General features: G+C 36.4%; 14 protein-coding genes and 1 riboswitch. Of the genes, 4 read left to right on the top strand and 10 right to left on the bottom strand.

What is annotated here, in order from left to right; translation table 11 throughout:
• Positions 1–83: 83 nt before the first annotated feature.
• Positions 84–190: riboswitch (SAM riboswitch) on the bottom strand.
• A 90-nt stretch (positions 191–280) separates the two neighbouring features.
• The gene (locus NHE85_RS08800; protein WP_252811658.1) at positions 281–811 is read left to right on the top strand and encodes a GNAT family N-acetyltransferase; all 531 of its coding nucleotides are present in this window, start codon (positions 281–283) and stop codon (positions 809–811) included.
• A 68-nt stretch (positions 812–879) separates the two neighbouring features.
• Here NHE85_RS08800 and NHE85_RS08795 read toward each other — a convergent pair whose 3' ends face one another.
• The 5 genes from NHE85_RS08795 to NHE85_RS08775 form a co-directional block, all read right to left on the bottom strand.
• Positions 880–1,404 (bottom strand): hypothetical protein, encoded by a 525-nt coding sequence (locus tag NHE85_RS08795; RefSeq protein ID WP_252811657.1) that lies wholly within the window; start codon positions 1,402–1,404, stop codon positions 880–882.
• 109 nt (positions 1,405–1,513) lie between these two features.
• On the bottom strand, positions 1,514–1,954 hold the full coding sequence (locus NHE85_RS08790) for an OsmC family protein (protein WP_252811656.1): 441 nt from the start codon (positions 1,952–1,954) through the stop codon (positions 1,514–1,516).
• Positions 1,955–2,412: 458 nt separating this feature from the next.
• Positions 2,413–3,660: an MFS transporter gene (locus tag NHE85_RS08785; RefSeq protein WP_252811655.1), complete on the bottom strand. Its 1,248-nt coding sequence runs from the start codon at positions 3,658–3,660 to the stop codon at positions 2,413–2,415.
• Between the two features lie 61 nt (positions 3,661–3,721).
• The gene (locus NHE85_RS08780) at positions 3,722–3,946 is read right to left on the bottom strand and encodes a hypothetical protein (protein WP_252811654.1); all 225 of its coding nucleotides are present in this window, start codon (positions 3,944–3,946) and stop codon (positions 3,722–3,724) included.
• A gap of 11 nt (positions 3,947–3,957) precedes the next feature.
• Positions 3,958–4,551: a TetR/AcrR family transcriptional regulator gene (locus tag NHE85_RS08775; RefSeq protein WP_252811653.1), complete on the bottom strand. Its 594-nt coding sequence runs from the start codon at positions 4,549–4,551 to the stop codon at positions 3,958–3,960.
• Between the two features lie 280 nt (positions 4,552–4,831).
• Between NHE85_RS08775 and metK the strand changes: the two genes are divergently transcribed.
• Positions 4,832–6,082 carry a methionine adenosyltransferase gene (gene metK / locus NHE85_RS08770; RefSeq protein ID WP_252811652.1) on the top strand — a complete coding sequence of 417 codons (1,251 nt, stop codon included), beginning with the start codon at positions 4,832–4,834 and terminating at the stop codon, positions 6,080–6,082.
• Positions 6,083–6,142: 60 nt separating this feature from the next.
• Here metK and NHE85_RS08765 read toward each other — a convergent pair whose 3' ends face one another.
• From NHE85_RS08765 to NHE85_RS08750, 4 genes are all read right to left on the bottom strand, one after another.
• The gene (locus tag NHE85_RS08765) at positions 6,143–6,361 is read right to left on the bottom strand and encodes a hypothetical protein (RefSeq protein ID WP_252811651.1); all 219 of its coding nucleotides are present in this window, start codon (positions 6,359–6,361) and stop codon (positions 6,143–6,145) included.
• Between the two features lie 89 nt (positions 6,362–6,450).
• Complete coding sequence (locus NHE85_RS08760) at positions 6,451–6,747, bottom strand: hypothetical protein (RefSeq protein ID WP_252811650.1); 297 nt, start codon at positions 6,745–6,747, stop codon at positions 6,451–6,453.
• A 148-nt stretch (positions 6,748–6,895) separates the two neighbouring features.
• Positions 6,896–9,640, bottom strand: coding sequence for a TonB-dependent receptor (locus NHE85_RS08755; protein WP_252811649.1), 2,745 nt, complete (start codon positions 9,638–9,640; stop codon positions 6,896–6,898).
• Positions 9,641–9,692: 52 nt separating this feature from the next.
• On the bottom strand, positions 9,693–10,580 hold the full coding sequence (locus tag NHE85_RS08750) for a GLPGLI family protein (protein ID WP_252811648.1): 888 nt from the start codon (positions 10,578–10,580) through the stop codon (positions 9,693–9,695).
• Positions 10,581–10,750: 170 nt separating this feature from the next.
• On the opposite strand from NHE85_RS08750, the gene NHE85_RS08745 reads away from it, so the two are divergent.
• Positions 10,751–11,545, top strand: coding sequence for a hypothetical protein (locus tag NHE85_RS08745; RefSeq protein WP_252811647.1), 795 nt, complete (start codon positions 10,751–10,753; stop codon positions 11,543–11,545).
• The gene (locus NHE85_RS08740; protein ID WP_252811646.1) at positions 11,545–12,159 is read left to right on the top strand and encodes a deoxynucleoside kinase; all 615 of its coding nucleotides are present in this window, start codon (positions 11,545–11,547) and stop codon (positions 12,157–12,159) included. The genes NHE85_RS08745 and NHE85_RS08740 overlap by 1 nt, the downstream gene beginning before the upstream one ends.
• Positions 12,160–12,241: 82 nt before the next feature.
• Here the strand turns inward: NHE85_RS08740 and NHE85_RS08735 are convergent, their stop codons facing one another.
• Positions 12,242–14,668: a sodium-translocating pyrophosphatase gene (locus NHE85_RS08735; protein WP_252811645.1), complete on the bottom strand. Its 2,427-nt coding sequence runs from the start codon at positions 14,666–14,668 to the stop codon at positions 12,242–12,244.
• Positions 14,669–14,673 lie beyond the last annotated feature (5 nt).

Below are 14,673 nucleotides of genomic sequence, written 5' to 3'. Positions count from 1 at the left end.
CGAAAAGTATTTGGCTGCCCGCCTAAAATTATTTATGTCATCAAAATTGGAAGTAGGAATATTGCCGGTAAGCAATATTACGTGTGTTATCTATCCGCACTTTAGTTTGGTAGAATTTAGCACCTTCTTTAAGTATAAAGGGTTGCTAAGGCTTCATCGGGTCTATTCCCTCTGCCTTTCGTGATAACATTCAAATTGTTAAAGAACAGTGCAAAAGTACAATATAACTTTGGAGTATGCAAATTTGTTTTATTTTTGGGTTTAATGTAAAGAAAAGTTCATGCAAACCAATCCCTTTCAACCTTTCCCCATACTTACCTCTGAAAGACTTATCCTCCGGAAAATTTCACCTGATGATGATCAGTCAGTATACATTCAGCGTTCAAGCCCTATTGTAAATAAATACATCGTCCGAGCTCCTGTAAACGACATTACCGACGCTCAGGCATGGATACTCAGAATAAATAATAATGTAAATTTGGGGTTGAGCGTCAACTGGGCAATTACGCTTAAAGATTCGGGTACTTTTATAGGGCTCATCTGTCTGTGGAATTTTTCTGAAGACAGAACTATTGCAGAAACCGGATACGAATTATCTCCGGCTTATCACGGTAAAGGTTATATGAATGAGGCACTACAATGCGTAATGGAGTATGGTTTTTCTAAACTTAACCTAAAAACCATTACGGCATACACGCACCGTGAAAATGCCAGCTCATTGAACCTACTTAAAAAGAATGGCTTTATATGGGATGAAGGAGAAGTTGATGAAGATTTTCCATACAATGTAATATATTCCATTTCAAAATAAAAAAAGACAGGCCACTACACCTGTCTTTCTAAAAAAAACCAAACTAATCTAATTATTACCGGGCTGTCTTATGCTACAGCCTTTCTTTTTTGGGCAATCGCAAGTATGGCTTCAAAAAGCTCATTGGCTGCCGATGCGTCATTACCTTTAGGCAGATTTATAAAATTATAATCAAGTCCGCGATTGAAAGCAGTACGCAATAGCTCTGTTTCAAAATCAGGATGCAGACTGTTTAATGTTTCATTTATAGATACCAGATTAAAGCCGCTTTTTACAAGACCGGCATATTGCCTTACAAAATCTGCATTACCCGTAGCATCTACAGCAACAAGGTTGCTCAGCTTGTTAGCCTGTACATACTCTACCACATCTTCAAGCTTAAACGGAATACCAAACTGTATAAAGTTGGCTTCCCATGAATATTTCGCTCCTTCTTTTTCAAAAAAGGCAACACTGGAATTGGTTATAACAGGAAACCTCAGGTCTATCTGTTCATCTATTACTAAATCTTTACGGGATTTTACCGCTTTATTTATCAGGGCACTTCCGGTCTTACCTATTCCGAAAAGCACTATATTTATTCTTTGGGTCATGAGATTAAAGGGCTTTTTAAAAAGAAACTGCCTTTAGCCTATCTAAAGGCAGCTTTCTTAACAAACAAACAAAAAACAACTTATAACAAAACTTTATTCTTTTACTTTCTTAATTATAGGAATACTGTTTAAACAGCGTTACATCTACCGGAGTGTTATTTACCAGATTATCATACACCGGGCTTCTGCGCTGCACTTCCTGCAGCCATTTTTGCAATGCCTCAAGTGACGCAATTGCTGCCGGTTTAAGGGTGATCTCAATATTACTGAAACCGGGCCTGCCTTTACCTTTAGCCTTTGGCTCATTAAGGTTTCCTGTAATTTCTATTTGTAATGATTTTAGCGATATGCCCTGCTCTAAAGCTACCTGCTGCCCAAGGGCATTAATACAGCCTGCAAAGCCTGCCAATATATATTCGTAAGGATTTGGCCCTTCGAGTTCGGGGTATTTTGAGTTTTCGCTTATGCGAAGATTTGCGTTTAATGTTTTTACCACAAACTGGCTGTTATTGCCGGAATAACCTAAAACATTGATGATATTTGGATTCATAGCTGAAATATTTATTGTTTAAAAATGAGTTAAATAAAAAAGGTCCTTTTGGATGGGAAAACCAAAAGGACCTTGACACTTGAACTGAAAACTAAGATTTATGTCATTCTCTTTTGGCAACACCAATGCATAATACACCACATCCATGTAAAACAGATGTGATAATGATTATGAAAAATTGATGTTAATGCCTTCATTTCGAATTTAATTCATGAAAATAAAAAAAGCCCCTGCTGTTTGCAGGGGCTTGTATGCTTATATAATTTTAATCTTAAAATTAGTCAACAGCTACCCCTGCGGAAATGTTCCACATAAAGAAGTACGTATGACAAATTATTGATCTCATTTTTCTTTTAACTTGATGAAGCAAACTTCGATACTATTTTTGATATAACCTAACAAAATTTTAAATTTTAACAAATAACGTTTTCGTTTGCTTTATATTAAACACTACGTATTTAACCCTTTAAAGCCTCTTCTTTTGGCTTTACAAGCTTATCTACCCTCCAGATAAGGAATATAGAACTAAGCGTTACCGCTGCAATTACAAATCCTAAAATGTCATAATTTTCAAGCGGACTTGTTTTTGTTTCCTGATGTACTATGAAACCTGCACATACAGCCGCTATACCACCGGCAATTTGTTGTAAAGATGAGGTTATTGCCATATAAGCTCCTCTGTCTTTCATATCCGGAATACCTGTATTAAGCGTGGTTGCCGGGATCATACGGCTCATAATTCCCATAAACATTATCATATTAATTATTACAATTTCCCAAAGGGGTGTTAGGCCCAAATGTGTATAAATTAATATGGTGACTATAGAGATAAAAGACCCTGCACTAAACAACCTGAATTTGCTAACCCTGTCACTAAGCTTACCTACAAGCGGCATAATAAACATTACCGAAATTCCTGTAAAGAAGAATACTAGTGGCAACTGCTCCTGGCTAATGCCAATATTATTTACCAAAAACGCACTGCTAAAAGGCTGCAGCATAAATCCGCCAATAGAAAGAAATGCTATTGCGGCAAAACCAACCTGATAATTTTTGTTGCTAAGGGTATGCCACAGATGCAGAAAAGCATTTTTATCTGACTGCAGTTCAAGATGTTTATTAACAGGCTGCATTTTAATAATAATTGCAGCCAGAATAACTACACCTAACGCGGCAATCATAAAAAATGACGAATGCCAGCCCCAGTGATTCGCAAAATATAAACCCAGTGGTATTCCTAAAATCTGGCTGGTTGCAAAGGCCATTTGTATAAAACCCATTACACGCCCCCTTTGGTTAATTACAAACAAATCGGTTACTATAGCTAATGATACAGAACCTATAACGCCGCCAAAAAGACCGGTTATTATTCGTGCTGCAACAAGTGTGTGATAATTTGTTGCAAGTGCACAAAAAATGGTTCCGCCAATAAACCCTGTATAAAAAAACAGGAGTAGCTTTTTACGGTCAAACTTATCCGCAAAACCTGCTGCAAGCAAGCCCGATGTACCTGCGCTAAAAGCATAAGCAGAAACTGCAAACCCAAAGTTTGCGGTACTCATATCCAGCTTTTTCATAAGAATATCACCCAAAGGCGATATTACCATAAAATCGAGTATTACAGTAAATTGCAACAGGGCCAGTAATACAATAATAAATTTTTGATAGGAAGTAAACTTAGGAACTTCCTGTTTTGTTTTTTCCATTTGATTGATTAATGTTGATTGATGATTGAACTATTCTAAATGATTGAACTCAGTTTTATAATTACAGCTCTTCGCATTGATGCCCATGACTTGTAATAATATGTATTACAGCTTCGGCGGTAAGTGTTTCCGAAACTATCCGCAATACAAAATCACTATCGTCATGGTCTATACTCCAATGTTTTATTTCTTCTTGTTTGTTAAGTGCTTTATACACTTCACAATTGCTGCACATTTCACTTATATCTGTTTTAAAAATAAGCAGCCTGTCAATGTCTGTCTTCATACTTTTACAATTTAGGGTTTAAGCGCACACAATACCGTTTCAAATGCTTCTCTCATCATCTCATCGGTAAGTTTAAATGGCCTTCCTCCCATACTTTTACCTTCTCTGTGAAAATTCAGCAATGTATATAATGGCCCATAGGCAACGCTCCAGTAAACATCAAGCTGCATCTCTTTCAACTCATTGTTTTTAAGAGCATTTCTAAAGAAACCACCCATTATTTCTTTAAACCTTGCCAACTGTTCTGATTTAAGAATATGCTCGCCATGCGGAGAGTATCGAATAGCTTCAAAACAGGCAACCTCATCAGGATGATTCATAGCAAATGTAGCGCGGTTTTGCCATTGTTTCCACAATCCATCTGCAAAAGACATATCCGGCGTAAATCCATTGATCGTAGTAGAAAAGAATTTATCTCCTATTTCTAGCCCAATTTTTTTTATCAGATCGTCTTTATCATGATAATATATATACAATGTAGCTACCGAGATATTGCAGGCTTTTGCCAGCTTGTTCATACTAAAACCCTGAAAACCATCTTTAGCTATTTGCTTAATAGCCTGTTGTGTTACCAGTTTTTCTTTATCTGTATCTCTTGCGCGCATATTATTTTTTGGCAAATATAATAATAAATGAATGAACATTCACTTATTTAGTAAATTTAATATTTACATAATATTTCGATTGAAAAAATAAAACAGAACATTAACTAATTAAAAATATAATACACTTTTTTTATTCAGTTAAGGTTTTATACCTTTGTACCATAAAATTGAGAGGAAAGATTTGACTGATTGCAACCTCATGAAAAAATGCTAAAGCAGGACTTACCTCCTTTATGCTTCATGGCAATCTCTTTGCTCTATTAAAATTATAGAGAATATTATGGCTTATTTATTTACGTCAGAATCAGTGAGCGAAGGGCATCCTGATAAAATTGCTGACCAGATCTCAGATGCGCTGATTGATAACTTTCTTGCATTTGATCCTGAATCTAAAGTTGCATGCGAAACATTAGTTACTACAGGCCAGGTTATACTTGCCGGAGAAGTAAAATCTAAAATATATCTTGATGTACAACAAATAGCTCGTGATGTTATCCGAAAAATAGGATATACAAAAAGCGAATATATGTTTGAAGCTAACTCATGTGGTGTTCTTAGTGCTATACACGAGCAGTCTCAGGACATTAATCAGGGTGTGGACAGAGCAAGCAAAGAAGAGCAGGGAGCAGGCGATCAGGGAATGATGTTTGGTTATGCAACCAACGAAACCGAAGATTATATGCCTTTGGCATTAAACCTGTCTCATAAATTACTACAGGAATTGGCTGCTTTACGCCGTGAAAACAGCGAAATAGATTATTTACGCCCCGATGCAAAAAGCCAGGTAACCCTAGAGTATGACAGCAATAACAAACCTGTTCGCATTAAAGCAATTGTTGTTTCTACACAGCATGATGATTTTGCGGATGAGCCGACAATGCTTGCCAAAATAGACCAGGACATTAAAAACATCCTTATACCGCGCGTAATTAAAAATAACCCTCAGTATGCACATCTTTTTAATGATGATATTGCATACCATATTAATCCTACGGGTAAGTTTGTTATAGGCGGGCCTCATGGTGATACCGGACTTACAGGAAGAAAAATTATTGTTGACACTTATGGCGGAAAAGGAGCGCACGGTGGTGGCGCTTTTTCAGGAAAAGATCCAAGTAAAGTAGACAGGAGCGCTGCTTATGCAACCCGACATATTGCTAAAAACCTTGTTGCAGCCGGTGTTGCAGATGAAATACTGGTACAGGTATCTTATGCTATTGGTGTTGCAAAACCTATGGGTATTTATATTAATACATATGGTTCATCTAAACTAAACCTTACCGACGGACAGATAGCCAAAAAAGTAGAGGAATTATTTGATATGCGACCTTATTTTATTGAGCAAAGACTTAAGTTAAGAAATCCTATATATAGCGAAACTGCTGCTTACGGACACATGGGACGTAAGCCGGAAACAGTTACCAAAACTTTTAAAGCTCCTAACGGAGAAGAAAAGCAAGTAACAGTAGAACTATTTACGTGGGAAAAACTTGATTATGTTGAAAAAGTAAAAACCGCTTTTGGCATATAAATACCAGAACAAATTATAAAAAGAAGTCCCGCTATGTAGCGGGATTTTTTTATCTGTAAACTAGCCGAAAATAGTTTTAAAAGCAGCTTTCAATTTTTCTTTAATATCCTGAGGTATTTCAATTTTGGAAAAATTCAATTCAGGTTTATTATCTACTGAACTTCCTATAGAGAATACTTTTGAAAGTGTTTTTCCTCTGAAATACTCAAGATTATCAACCCTGATTTGAAAAGCAAGAGTATTAAAACTCGCTTTTTTAGACTGTAAGTCTGTTACCATAATATATAATTTAGGTATAAATATAGATGTAATTTATATCAAAAACTATAATTATAAGATATAATTATAAAAGCAGCAAATTGTTTTACTTAAGCATAGAAATATTCCAGACTGGCATATAATACAAAAAAAGCAAGTAAACCTGCGGCAATCATTACAAGTATAAATTTATGAGGCGCCATTATAGGTTTATTTTGCCTGGCCATAAAAATATAAGCTGCAGCAGATAATATAAATACGATTGCGCCGCAAATACTGGCTGATACAATGTTGGAATATTCTTCTTCCTCACTCTGCAAAACAAACGATAAAACGCCTAGTGCCACAATAAGTGGTACGCTTTTAATAAATCTATCCATAACCGGCAATACAACAGTTACATTCATTTATATTCGAAACTCGTTAAAGTAAGGGGATTGTCAAATGTAGAAAATATGTATTACAAGCTATAAACAAGGTAAACAATATAGATAAAATGTAAAAAAAGGCTGTCAAATGACAGCCTTTTATACATAATTAAACTAATATTATATCCTATAAATTATATTTTATAGTTAGCAGCAAATATCTTGGCTGTACCCTGTAACGCGAAGTATAAGTAGAAAGCTGATTAAAGCTGTCATCATTTAAAGAGGTGGTATTTAAAAGATTAGTCCCTCCCACTTTAAATTCCCAATGACTATCTTTTTGCCTGTACATTATGTCTGCACTAAGAAAATCATATTCATTATCAGATGTCCTGCTGTCGTTATAATAGTGTGTATATTCATAATTTGCCGTAACAGTAAAAGCATCCCAAAAATAATAATCAAGCCTTGCAAAAGGACTATGATTGTAAAATTTATTGCTGGTATAATCATTCAGTGTTAATGAATACCCCAATTCAAGATTTGGAATAGTTTTATAATTAGTACCAAAACTTGCAGTATAGCTCTGAGAAACCTGCTCACTTACCTGCCTTATAGAGTTAGCAATACTTGTATTTTCGCCTGTTATACCGTTGGCTCTGAAATTATTAAACCTGCTCCAGGAAACACTTGCATTTAAAGATGCTTTATAAAACCTTGCAAAACTTCTGTTATAACCTGCATAAGCCGTAATGCTTTCATCAGCAAAGGGAGAGTTTTCTACAGTACTTACCTGATTAATACCGCTAAATGCCGATAAGCTTTTTATAGCATCCATCTTACGGGTATAGGTAAGACTACCATATATTTGGGTAAAATTGAACATATTATATTTAAAATAGTTCAGTGAATGGCTTTGGTATAAACCGTTTTTAAGATTTCTGTTACCCTGAAATAACGATTTATAACTATTAAGTACAAGTCCACGGGCAAAATCAGCAACATCGGTAAAATCCGTTGTCATAGAATACCTGTAAGTAAGCCTTTCTGATTTTTTAATCTGAAACTGGGCAAATGCATCCGGCAAAACCCTGAAAAAATAATTATCTGTCCTCGATCCTAACTGGTCGTTATACATTGTATAACTATGCATACTTAATCCGGGATTAAATTCAAATTTACCAGTTATAAACCTAAAATGCGCAGCAAGAAAGGCATCATTAAATGCATAGCTAACATCATTTTTTTTTTCATCACTCATAGTGTTTACATTATTATCATCTAATAGCTGAAACATAGACGAATCAAAACTCTGATATGAATAGGTGTTACCTGCCGTTATATTAATAATGCTTTTTGGCGAAAGAGTGTAATAATAATCCAGCTTGGCATCGGTTTTATTGGTTTTTACAAATCGTGTCTGGGATATATCATACCTCGACGCATCTATCAGTCCAAGACCTGGTGAAGCCCCTCCAGTATCAGGAAACGGATTATTGCCTAAATTAACATTATATAACGGATCTTCTTCCTGGTAAAGATGCTGACCTTCAAAAGCAAAAATATTTTTATCGTCTAAGGTGTAATAAAGATTCAGGTTTTGATTAAAAGAGAAAGGTTTCTGCTTTTTAGTAGTAAAAATATCCTGGCTTTGCGATGTTTCCGGCATTACAGATGACAAAAGCTCGCCATACTCCTGCTGATCGGATGTTTTCATGAACAGATCATAATCTGCCTGAAAGTTTTTATTGGGCTTATAACTTGAACTAAGCTTAAACATGGCATAGTCTGTTTTTTGCTCTGTTGTTTCTTCGGTATCCTGAATAGTCTGCGGATTTCCTGTTATCGGGTCAAGAAGTGTATTACGGCTCTTTGTTTCCATTTCTGTTCTGCTGGAATTTATAATAGCAAAACCGCTTAACGTTAGTGATGTTATCGGGTTATAACTAAAATTTGCAGCTCCAAATTTTGTTTCTATTTCTTTAGCCCTGTTATTACGCATTAATGAAAGACCCAGATCATTTGACCCTACATTAAAATTGGTTCCGCCCTTTTTCATCATGTTACGAAAACCTCCGCTAAACTTAAAATAATCCTGCATTGTTAGCGGCAACTCACCAGTATTATTAAAATTACCAATAAAGTTTAAACTAAGTTTAGGGTTATAGTAAAACAATTTAGGATTAGCTATATAACGCTCACCTTCGCCTATACTCGCTCCTGCGCTAATATCCCCAAACCAAAAGTTCTTTTTACCTTCCTTCAGCTTAATATTCATTGCAACATTATCTTCATTATTCTCAACACCTTTAAGCTGGCTGATCTCACTGTAGTTACGCAATACCTCAACTTTACTTACAGCATCGGCAGGTATGTTCTGAACTCCAAGCTTGGTATCGCCATCAAAAAAATCTTTGCCTTCCACCATTAATTTAGATACCGTTTTTCCTTCTACTTTTATACCTCCGTCTTTATCTACCTCAACGCCGGGCAATTTTTTAAGTACATCGCCCAATTTTCGTTCAGTGCCATTGGTGAAAGAATCAGAATTATAAACAATTGTATCTCCTTTAATTGTAACAGGCATTTCATGCACAATTTCCAGTTCGTTAAGTTCAACACCCTGTTTTAATGCAATATTTTTAACCATATTCTCTGTACCCGTAGTAATGGTAATCTCAAAAGGTGTGTATCCGATATAGCTTGCTTTAATAATATATGTTGTATTTGCCGTTAAAGCCAGCTGGTACCTTCCTGCGTCATCAGTAATACCATACGAATCCATGCTGTTGGTTGTTTTATTCACAGCCATAACATTAGCCATTTCAAGAGCTAATCCTGTAGAATCTTTAATAGTACCCTGCATTTTTATGGTTTGCGAATAAGACAAAGCCGACATAAATAACAATAAGGCGAGTAAGAAATTCTTCATCTAAAGTTCAGTGTTATAAGTAAAGTTTTATTGGTTTTTTGCCTTGCAGCGCTTATCCTCCTATCCTAATCTGGGTCCTGCCTTTTCCGCCTCCATACATTTCCTGCATTTCCTGCATTTTTTTTATCATGATCTCGCTAAATTCAGCCTGAGTAACTTTTTCACCTTTTTTCAGAGGTTTTATTTCAACTTTTTCTTTAGGGTTTAGCACGACTTTAGAACATAGCAATGTAGTTTTGCCATCGGTTACTTCAAGTATAAGTCCTGGCAGGCCATAATAACCTTCCGGCCCCTGGCTAATAGGAACTTCAGGAGTATACCATGCCGTAATAGTCTTTTCTTTTGGCATTTCAATCATATCCATAAAATTGGTAGACTTTATCTCTTCCTCGCTTTTCTTTTTTATTTCTTCCTCAGCCCCTTTTTTTGGCCTGAAATTCATTAAGTTAGATTTATCTACAGGTACAGAAGCTGTTGCTTTGTAACAGGTATAGGTACCTATTTTTTTTGATTCCCCTTCCATTTTCCATTTTATTTGCGGAAGTGAATCGCTGACAAGGAATTCTTTACCGAAAATTTCTTTTTCCTGCAGTATAATTTTGTCTTTAATATTTTTATACTGTTTTCCGCCCCCGCCCATCATTGAGCCCATCATTTTAAACCCTCTGCTCATTTCATCATTGGCTTCAATTTTTTCTTCTTCAGCATAAAGGGATGCGGTTTTATCAAAATTCAGCACAAACGTTTTTTCAAACATAGATTTCATGCGTTCTTCGATCATTTTTCGCATTTCGGGAGTAATCTGTTTATCATCTAACTTGGGCATATTATCTCCTAAACTGGTTTTAGATTCATAAACAGCCATTCCCTGAAAATCCTGAGCCGTTACAGATACAACTGAAAATAAGGCTAAAACGAAAAGTATTACTATTTTTTTCATGGTCTTAAATTATATCATTTTGCTTATAAGACTATTGAAACACTCTTTTGTTACTGAAAAACGTGTTAATTATCTTATTTAGGCTTACTATTGTGAATTCGGCAGAGTACTATCTTTGTATTTAAAATTTAATATAAATACCCGCTTATTTTTTGTACTTTTCCAATACTATGAAGCACCTGTTATTATTAATTATATTAAGTTTCCAAACCCTGCTGCCGGCACAGGAGCTTGCAATTCCCGTAAAGTTTCTTTCCAATACTAAAAACGGCCCGCAGCGTTATTTAGGCACAGATGCTTTCGGGTGGAAATATACTATTGTAAATAATGAGTTTCGTAAAGAAAAAGATGGTAGAGCTCTTAAATACAGAAACCTTTCATTAGGAGAAATTTATAAGGCTGACCTACAAAATCCTTTGCAGATCGTGTTATTCTACAAAAAATTTAATACGGTAGTATTGCTGGACAATCAGCTTACAGAAACCGCCCGTATAAATTTTTCAAATATTAATGAGCCTCTTATTGCCGAAGCCGTAGGCCTTGCTTCACAAAACAGGCTATGGGTATATGACCTTACTACGCAAAAGCTGGGATTATATTACCTGGGGCAGGGCAATTTTAAAACAATAACCCCGCCTTTTTCTGATACACTTAAATATTATCAGAACGATTATAATTATTTTTACTGGATAGACCAGTCTAATAATTGCTTTATGGCAAATCTTTTCGGGAGTGTGTCATCACTTGGCAACGTACCCGCCTATGATCAGGTACAGATACTCTCTAATAATGAAATTATTATAAAAAAAGACAGTAAACTTTACTTCTATAACTTTGAAAAGCAAACTCAAACGCCAATTGCCATAATTGAAAAAAGCTTTGAAAGTTTTCAGTATACAGCCCAAATTTTGTCTATTTTTACAGACGCTGAAATCAACACATATAAAATAACTTTACCCAAATAATGCATATAGCTGTAGCAGGAAATATAGGTGCAGGAAAAACTACCCTTACCGGATTATTAGCCAAACACTTTAAATGGGAACCACACTATGAAGATGTGGTAGACAACCCTTACCTTGATGATTTTTATCACCAGATGGAACGCTGGTCTTTTAACCTTCAGGTGTACTTTTTAAATACCCGTTTCAGCCAGGTAATGCAGATACGCGAAAGTGGAAAAAATACTATACAGGACAGGACAATTTATGAAGATTCTCATATTTTCGCTCCTAACCTGCATGCTATGGGACTTATGACAAATCGTGATTATAACAATTATAAAACACTTTTTGACATGATGGAAAGTTTTGTAGGCCCGCCCGATTTGCTTATTTATCTTAGAAGCTCTATTCCAAACCTTGTTAAACAAATACACAAGCGCGGGCGTGATTATGAGAATTCTATTTCTATAGATTACCTTAGTCGCCTTAACGAGCGCTATGAAGCATGGATACAAAGCTATGATAAAGGCAAACTGATTATTATAGATGTAGATAAAAATAACTTTGTAGATAATACCGAAGATTTAGGGGAAATAATTAATAAAATAAATGCCGAAGTAAACGGATTATTCTAAAATAACTTCTTTTAAACAAACACTATAAAAACAAAGCCCATTGCTTAGCAATGGGCTTTGTTCATTCATAATTGTGGTTTAGCTATTTATTTTTGAGGGCTTCGATCTGTGCATTTACTTCTTCTTCAGTACCCTGAAATGTCTTTTGTTCTGTTTTTAATTCTTCACTGTTTGTTTTGGTAGAAATAGTAACTGTGGCCATTACATTTCCATCAGCATCTTTCTGGCGTTCAATAGAAATCTCTTTACTTGATTCCTGTCCCGTAACTACCGGCTGTTCAATAACAGTAGCTGCCTGAACATTCATAATTTCGGCGCCTTCGGTATGGCTGCCTAAAATTGGAGCGATTACAAGCCCAATTAAGCATGTAAGCTTTATTAAAATATTCATGGACGGCCCTGAAGTATCTTTAAAAGGATCACCAACTGTATCTCCCGTTACAGCAGCTTTATGTGCATCAGATCCCTTATACGTCATTTCTCCATTGATCATTACACCGGCCTCAAAAGATTTTTTAGCATTGTCCCATGCACCACCGGCGTTATTTTGAAATACAGCCCAAAGCACGCCAGATACTGTAACTCCCGCCATATACCCGCCAAGCATTTCTGCTACAAGCTGGTTATTGTCCGGATAAACCAGCATACCTAATAGCGCAATAGCTATAGGAAATCCTATAGTTAGTATTCCCGGAAGCATCATTTCCCTTAATGCAGCTTTGGTAGATATTTCAACACATTTTCCATATTCCGGCTTACCTGTACCTTCCATAATACCCGGTATATCTCTAAACTGCCTTCTTACCTCATAAACCATATCCATTGCTGCTTTGCCAACAGAATTCATAGCAAGGGCAGAGAATACAACCGGAATCATACCTCCTATAAAAAGCATAGCCAGTACAGGCGCTTTAAAAATGTTTATACCGTCAATTCCTGTAAAGGTTACGTAAGCCGCAAACAGCGCAAGCGAAGTTAATGCGGCAGAAGCAATGGCAAATCCTTTTCCTGTAGCAGCAGTTGTATTACCTACAGAATCTAAAATATCAGTTCGTGTACGCACTTCTTTAGGCAGTTCACTCATTTCTGCAATTCCACCTGCATTGTCAGATATTGGCCCGAAAGCATCAATAGCAAGCTGCATAGCCGTTGTAGCCATCATAGCGGACGCTGCTAAGGCAACACCATAAAATCCGGCTAAGGCATAAGAACCCCAAATGGCACCTGCAAATAATAGCACGGTAGGAAAAGTAGATATCATACCTGTAGCAAGACCAGCAATAATATTAGTCCCTGCGCCTGTGCTGGATTTTTGTACAATTGCCAGTATAGGTTTTTTACCTAGCCCTGTATAATACTCCGTAACCGAAGAAATAACACCTCCAACAAAAAGGCCGACTATCGTAGCTCCAAATACTCTTAATGAAGATATTTCTTTTGCTTCTTCACCATAAAACTGCATAAGCATAGTATCAGGCAGCATATATTTTACTAAAAAGTAGCAGGATACGGCTACCAATACTATAGATACCCAGTTACCTACATTTAAGGCGCCCTGAACCTGTGCTTCTTTAGCGTTATTATCTTTAATCTTAACAAGAGTAGTTCCTATAATAGAAAACAATATACCAAAACCCGCTATAGCCATAGGAAGCAATATTGGGCCTATACCTCCAAAAACATCTGTAAAAGTAGGGTTGGCAATAATAATATCTCTTAATACATAATTACCCAAAACCATAGCGGCCAGTACAGTGGCTACATAAGACCCAAAAAGGTCAGCCCCCATACCTGCAACATCCCCTACATTATCCCCTACATTATCTGCAATAGTAGCCGGGTTACGCGGATCATCCTCCGGAATACCTGCTTCAACTTTACCAACAAGATCGGCACCTACATCGGCAGCTTTAGTATAAATACCACCACCAACACGTGCAAATAAAGCAATAGATTCAGCTCCAAGTGAAAATCCCGCAAGGGTTTCCAGCACCATGGTCATATCGGCAGCATTAGTCCATACACCATTCATAAAATAATGAAAGAAAAATATAAAAAAGCTCGTTAACCCAAGTACCGCAAGACCGGCAACTCCAAGCCCCATAACCGTTCCACCACCAAAAGATACTTTAAGTGCTTGGGGTAAACTTGTACGTGCGGCCTGTGTGGTACGCACATTTGTTTTAGTAGCGATCTTCATCCCCATATTACCGGCCAAAGCTGAAAATACAGCACCAAAAATAAATGCAATAACGATTAATAAGTGTGTTTTTGCACCGGGCAAAAACGTTATGCCTGCAAGCGCGGCACTTGCTATTATAACAAAAAAAGTAAGTAACCTGTATTCTGCTTTAAGGAAGGCAAGGGCACCTTCATAGATGTGATCTGAAATTTCCTTCATCTTCCCATCTCCGGCATCCTGTTTTAAAACCCATGATCTTTTGACAGCCATAAAAAGCAGTCCCAGCACGGCCATTATTAACGGCACGTAAATCATTATTGAATCCATAAATA

Origin of the sequence: Flavobacterium sp. NRK1, from assembly GCF_024054175.1 — a bacterium.
Taxonomy (GTDB): Bacteria; Bacteroidota; Bacteroidia; order Flavobacteriales; family Flavobacteriaceae; genus Flavobacterium.
The sequence above is the reverse complement of the archived record's forward strand: the minus strand, read 5'-3'. Positions and strand labels throughout refer to the sequence as shown.

What these genes read in the sequence shown, in the direction of transcription:
- NHE85_RS08740 (WP_252811646.1), top strand. Translation starts at nt 11,545, where the DNA reads ATGCATATAGCTGTAGCAGGAAATATAGGTGCAGGAAAAACTACCCTT.
- NHE85_RS08745 (WP_252811647.1), top strand. Translation starts at nt 10,751, where the DNA reads ATGAAGCACCTGTTATTATTAATTATATTAAGTTTCCAAACCCTGCTG.
- metK (WP_252811652.1), top strand. Translation starts at nt 4,832, where the DNA reads ATGGCTTATTTATTTACGTCAGAATCAGTGAGCGAAGGGCATCCTGAT.
- NHE85_RS08755 (WP_252811649.1), bottom strand. Translation starts at nt 9,640, where the DNA reads ATGAAGAATTTCTTACTCGCCTTATTGTTATTTATGTCGGCTTTGTCT.
- NHE85_RS08790 (WP_252811656.1), bottom strand. Translation starts at nt 1,954, where the DNA reads ATGAATCCAAATATCATCAATGTTTTAGGTTATTCCGGCAATAACAGC.
- NHE85_RS08785 (WP_252811655.1), bottom strand. Translation starts at nt 3,660, where the DNA reads ATGGAAAAAACAAAACAGGAAGTTCCTAAGTTTACTTCCTATCAAAAA.
- NHE85_RS08765 (WP_252811651.1), bottom strand. Translation starts at nt 6,361, where the DNA reads ATGGTAACAGACTTACAGTCTAAAAAAGCGAGTTTTAATACTCTTGCT.
- NHE85_RS08795 (WP_252811657.1), bottom strand. Translation starts at nt 1,404, where the DNA reads ATGACCCAAAGAATAAATATAGTGCTTTTCGGAATAGGTAAGACCGGA.
- NHE85_RS08780 (WP_252811654.1), bottom strand. Translation starts at nt 3,946, where the DNA reads ATGAAGACAGACATTGACAGGCTGCTTATTTTTAAAACAGATATAAGT.
- NHE85_RS08800 (WP_252811658.1), top strand. Translation starts at nt 281, where the DNA reads ATGCAAACCAATCCCTTTCAACCTTTCCCCATACTTACCTCTGAAAGA.
- NHE85_RS08750 (WP_252811648.1), bottom strand. Translation starts at nt 10,580, where the DNA reads ATGAAAAAAATAGTAATACTTTTCGTTTTAGCCTTATTTTCAGTTGTA.
- NHE85_RS08775 (WP_252811653.1), bottom strand. Translation starts at nt 4,551, where the DNA reads ATGCGCGCAAGAGATACAGATAAAGAAAAACTGGTAACACAACAGGCT.
- NHE85_RS08735 (WP_252811645.1), bottom strand. Translation starts at nt 14,668, where the DNA reads ATGGATTCAATAATGATTTACGTGCCGTTAATAATGGCCGTGCTGGGA.
- NHE85_RS08760 (WP_252811650.1), bottom strand. Translation starts at nt 6,747, where the DNA reads ATGAATGTAACTGTTGTATTGCCGGTTATGGATAGATTTATTAAAAGC.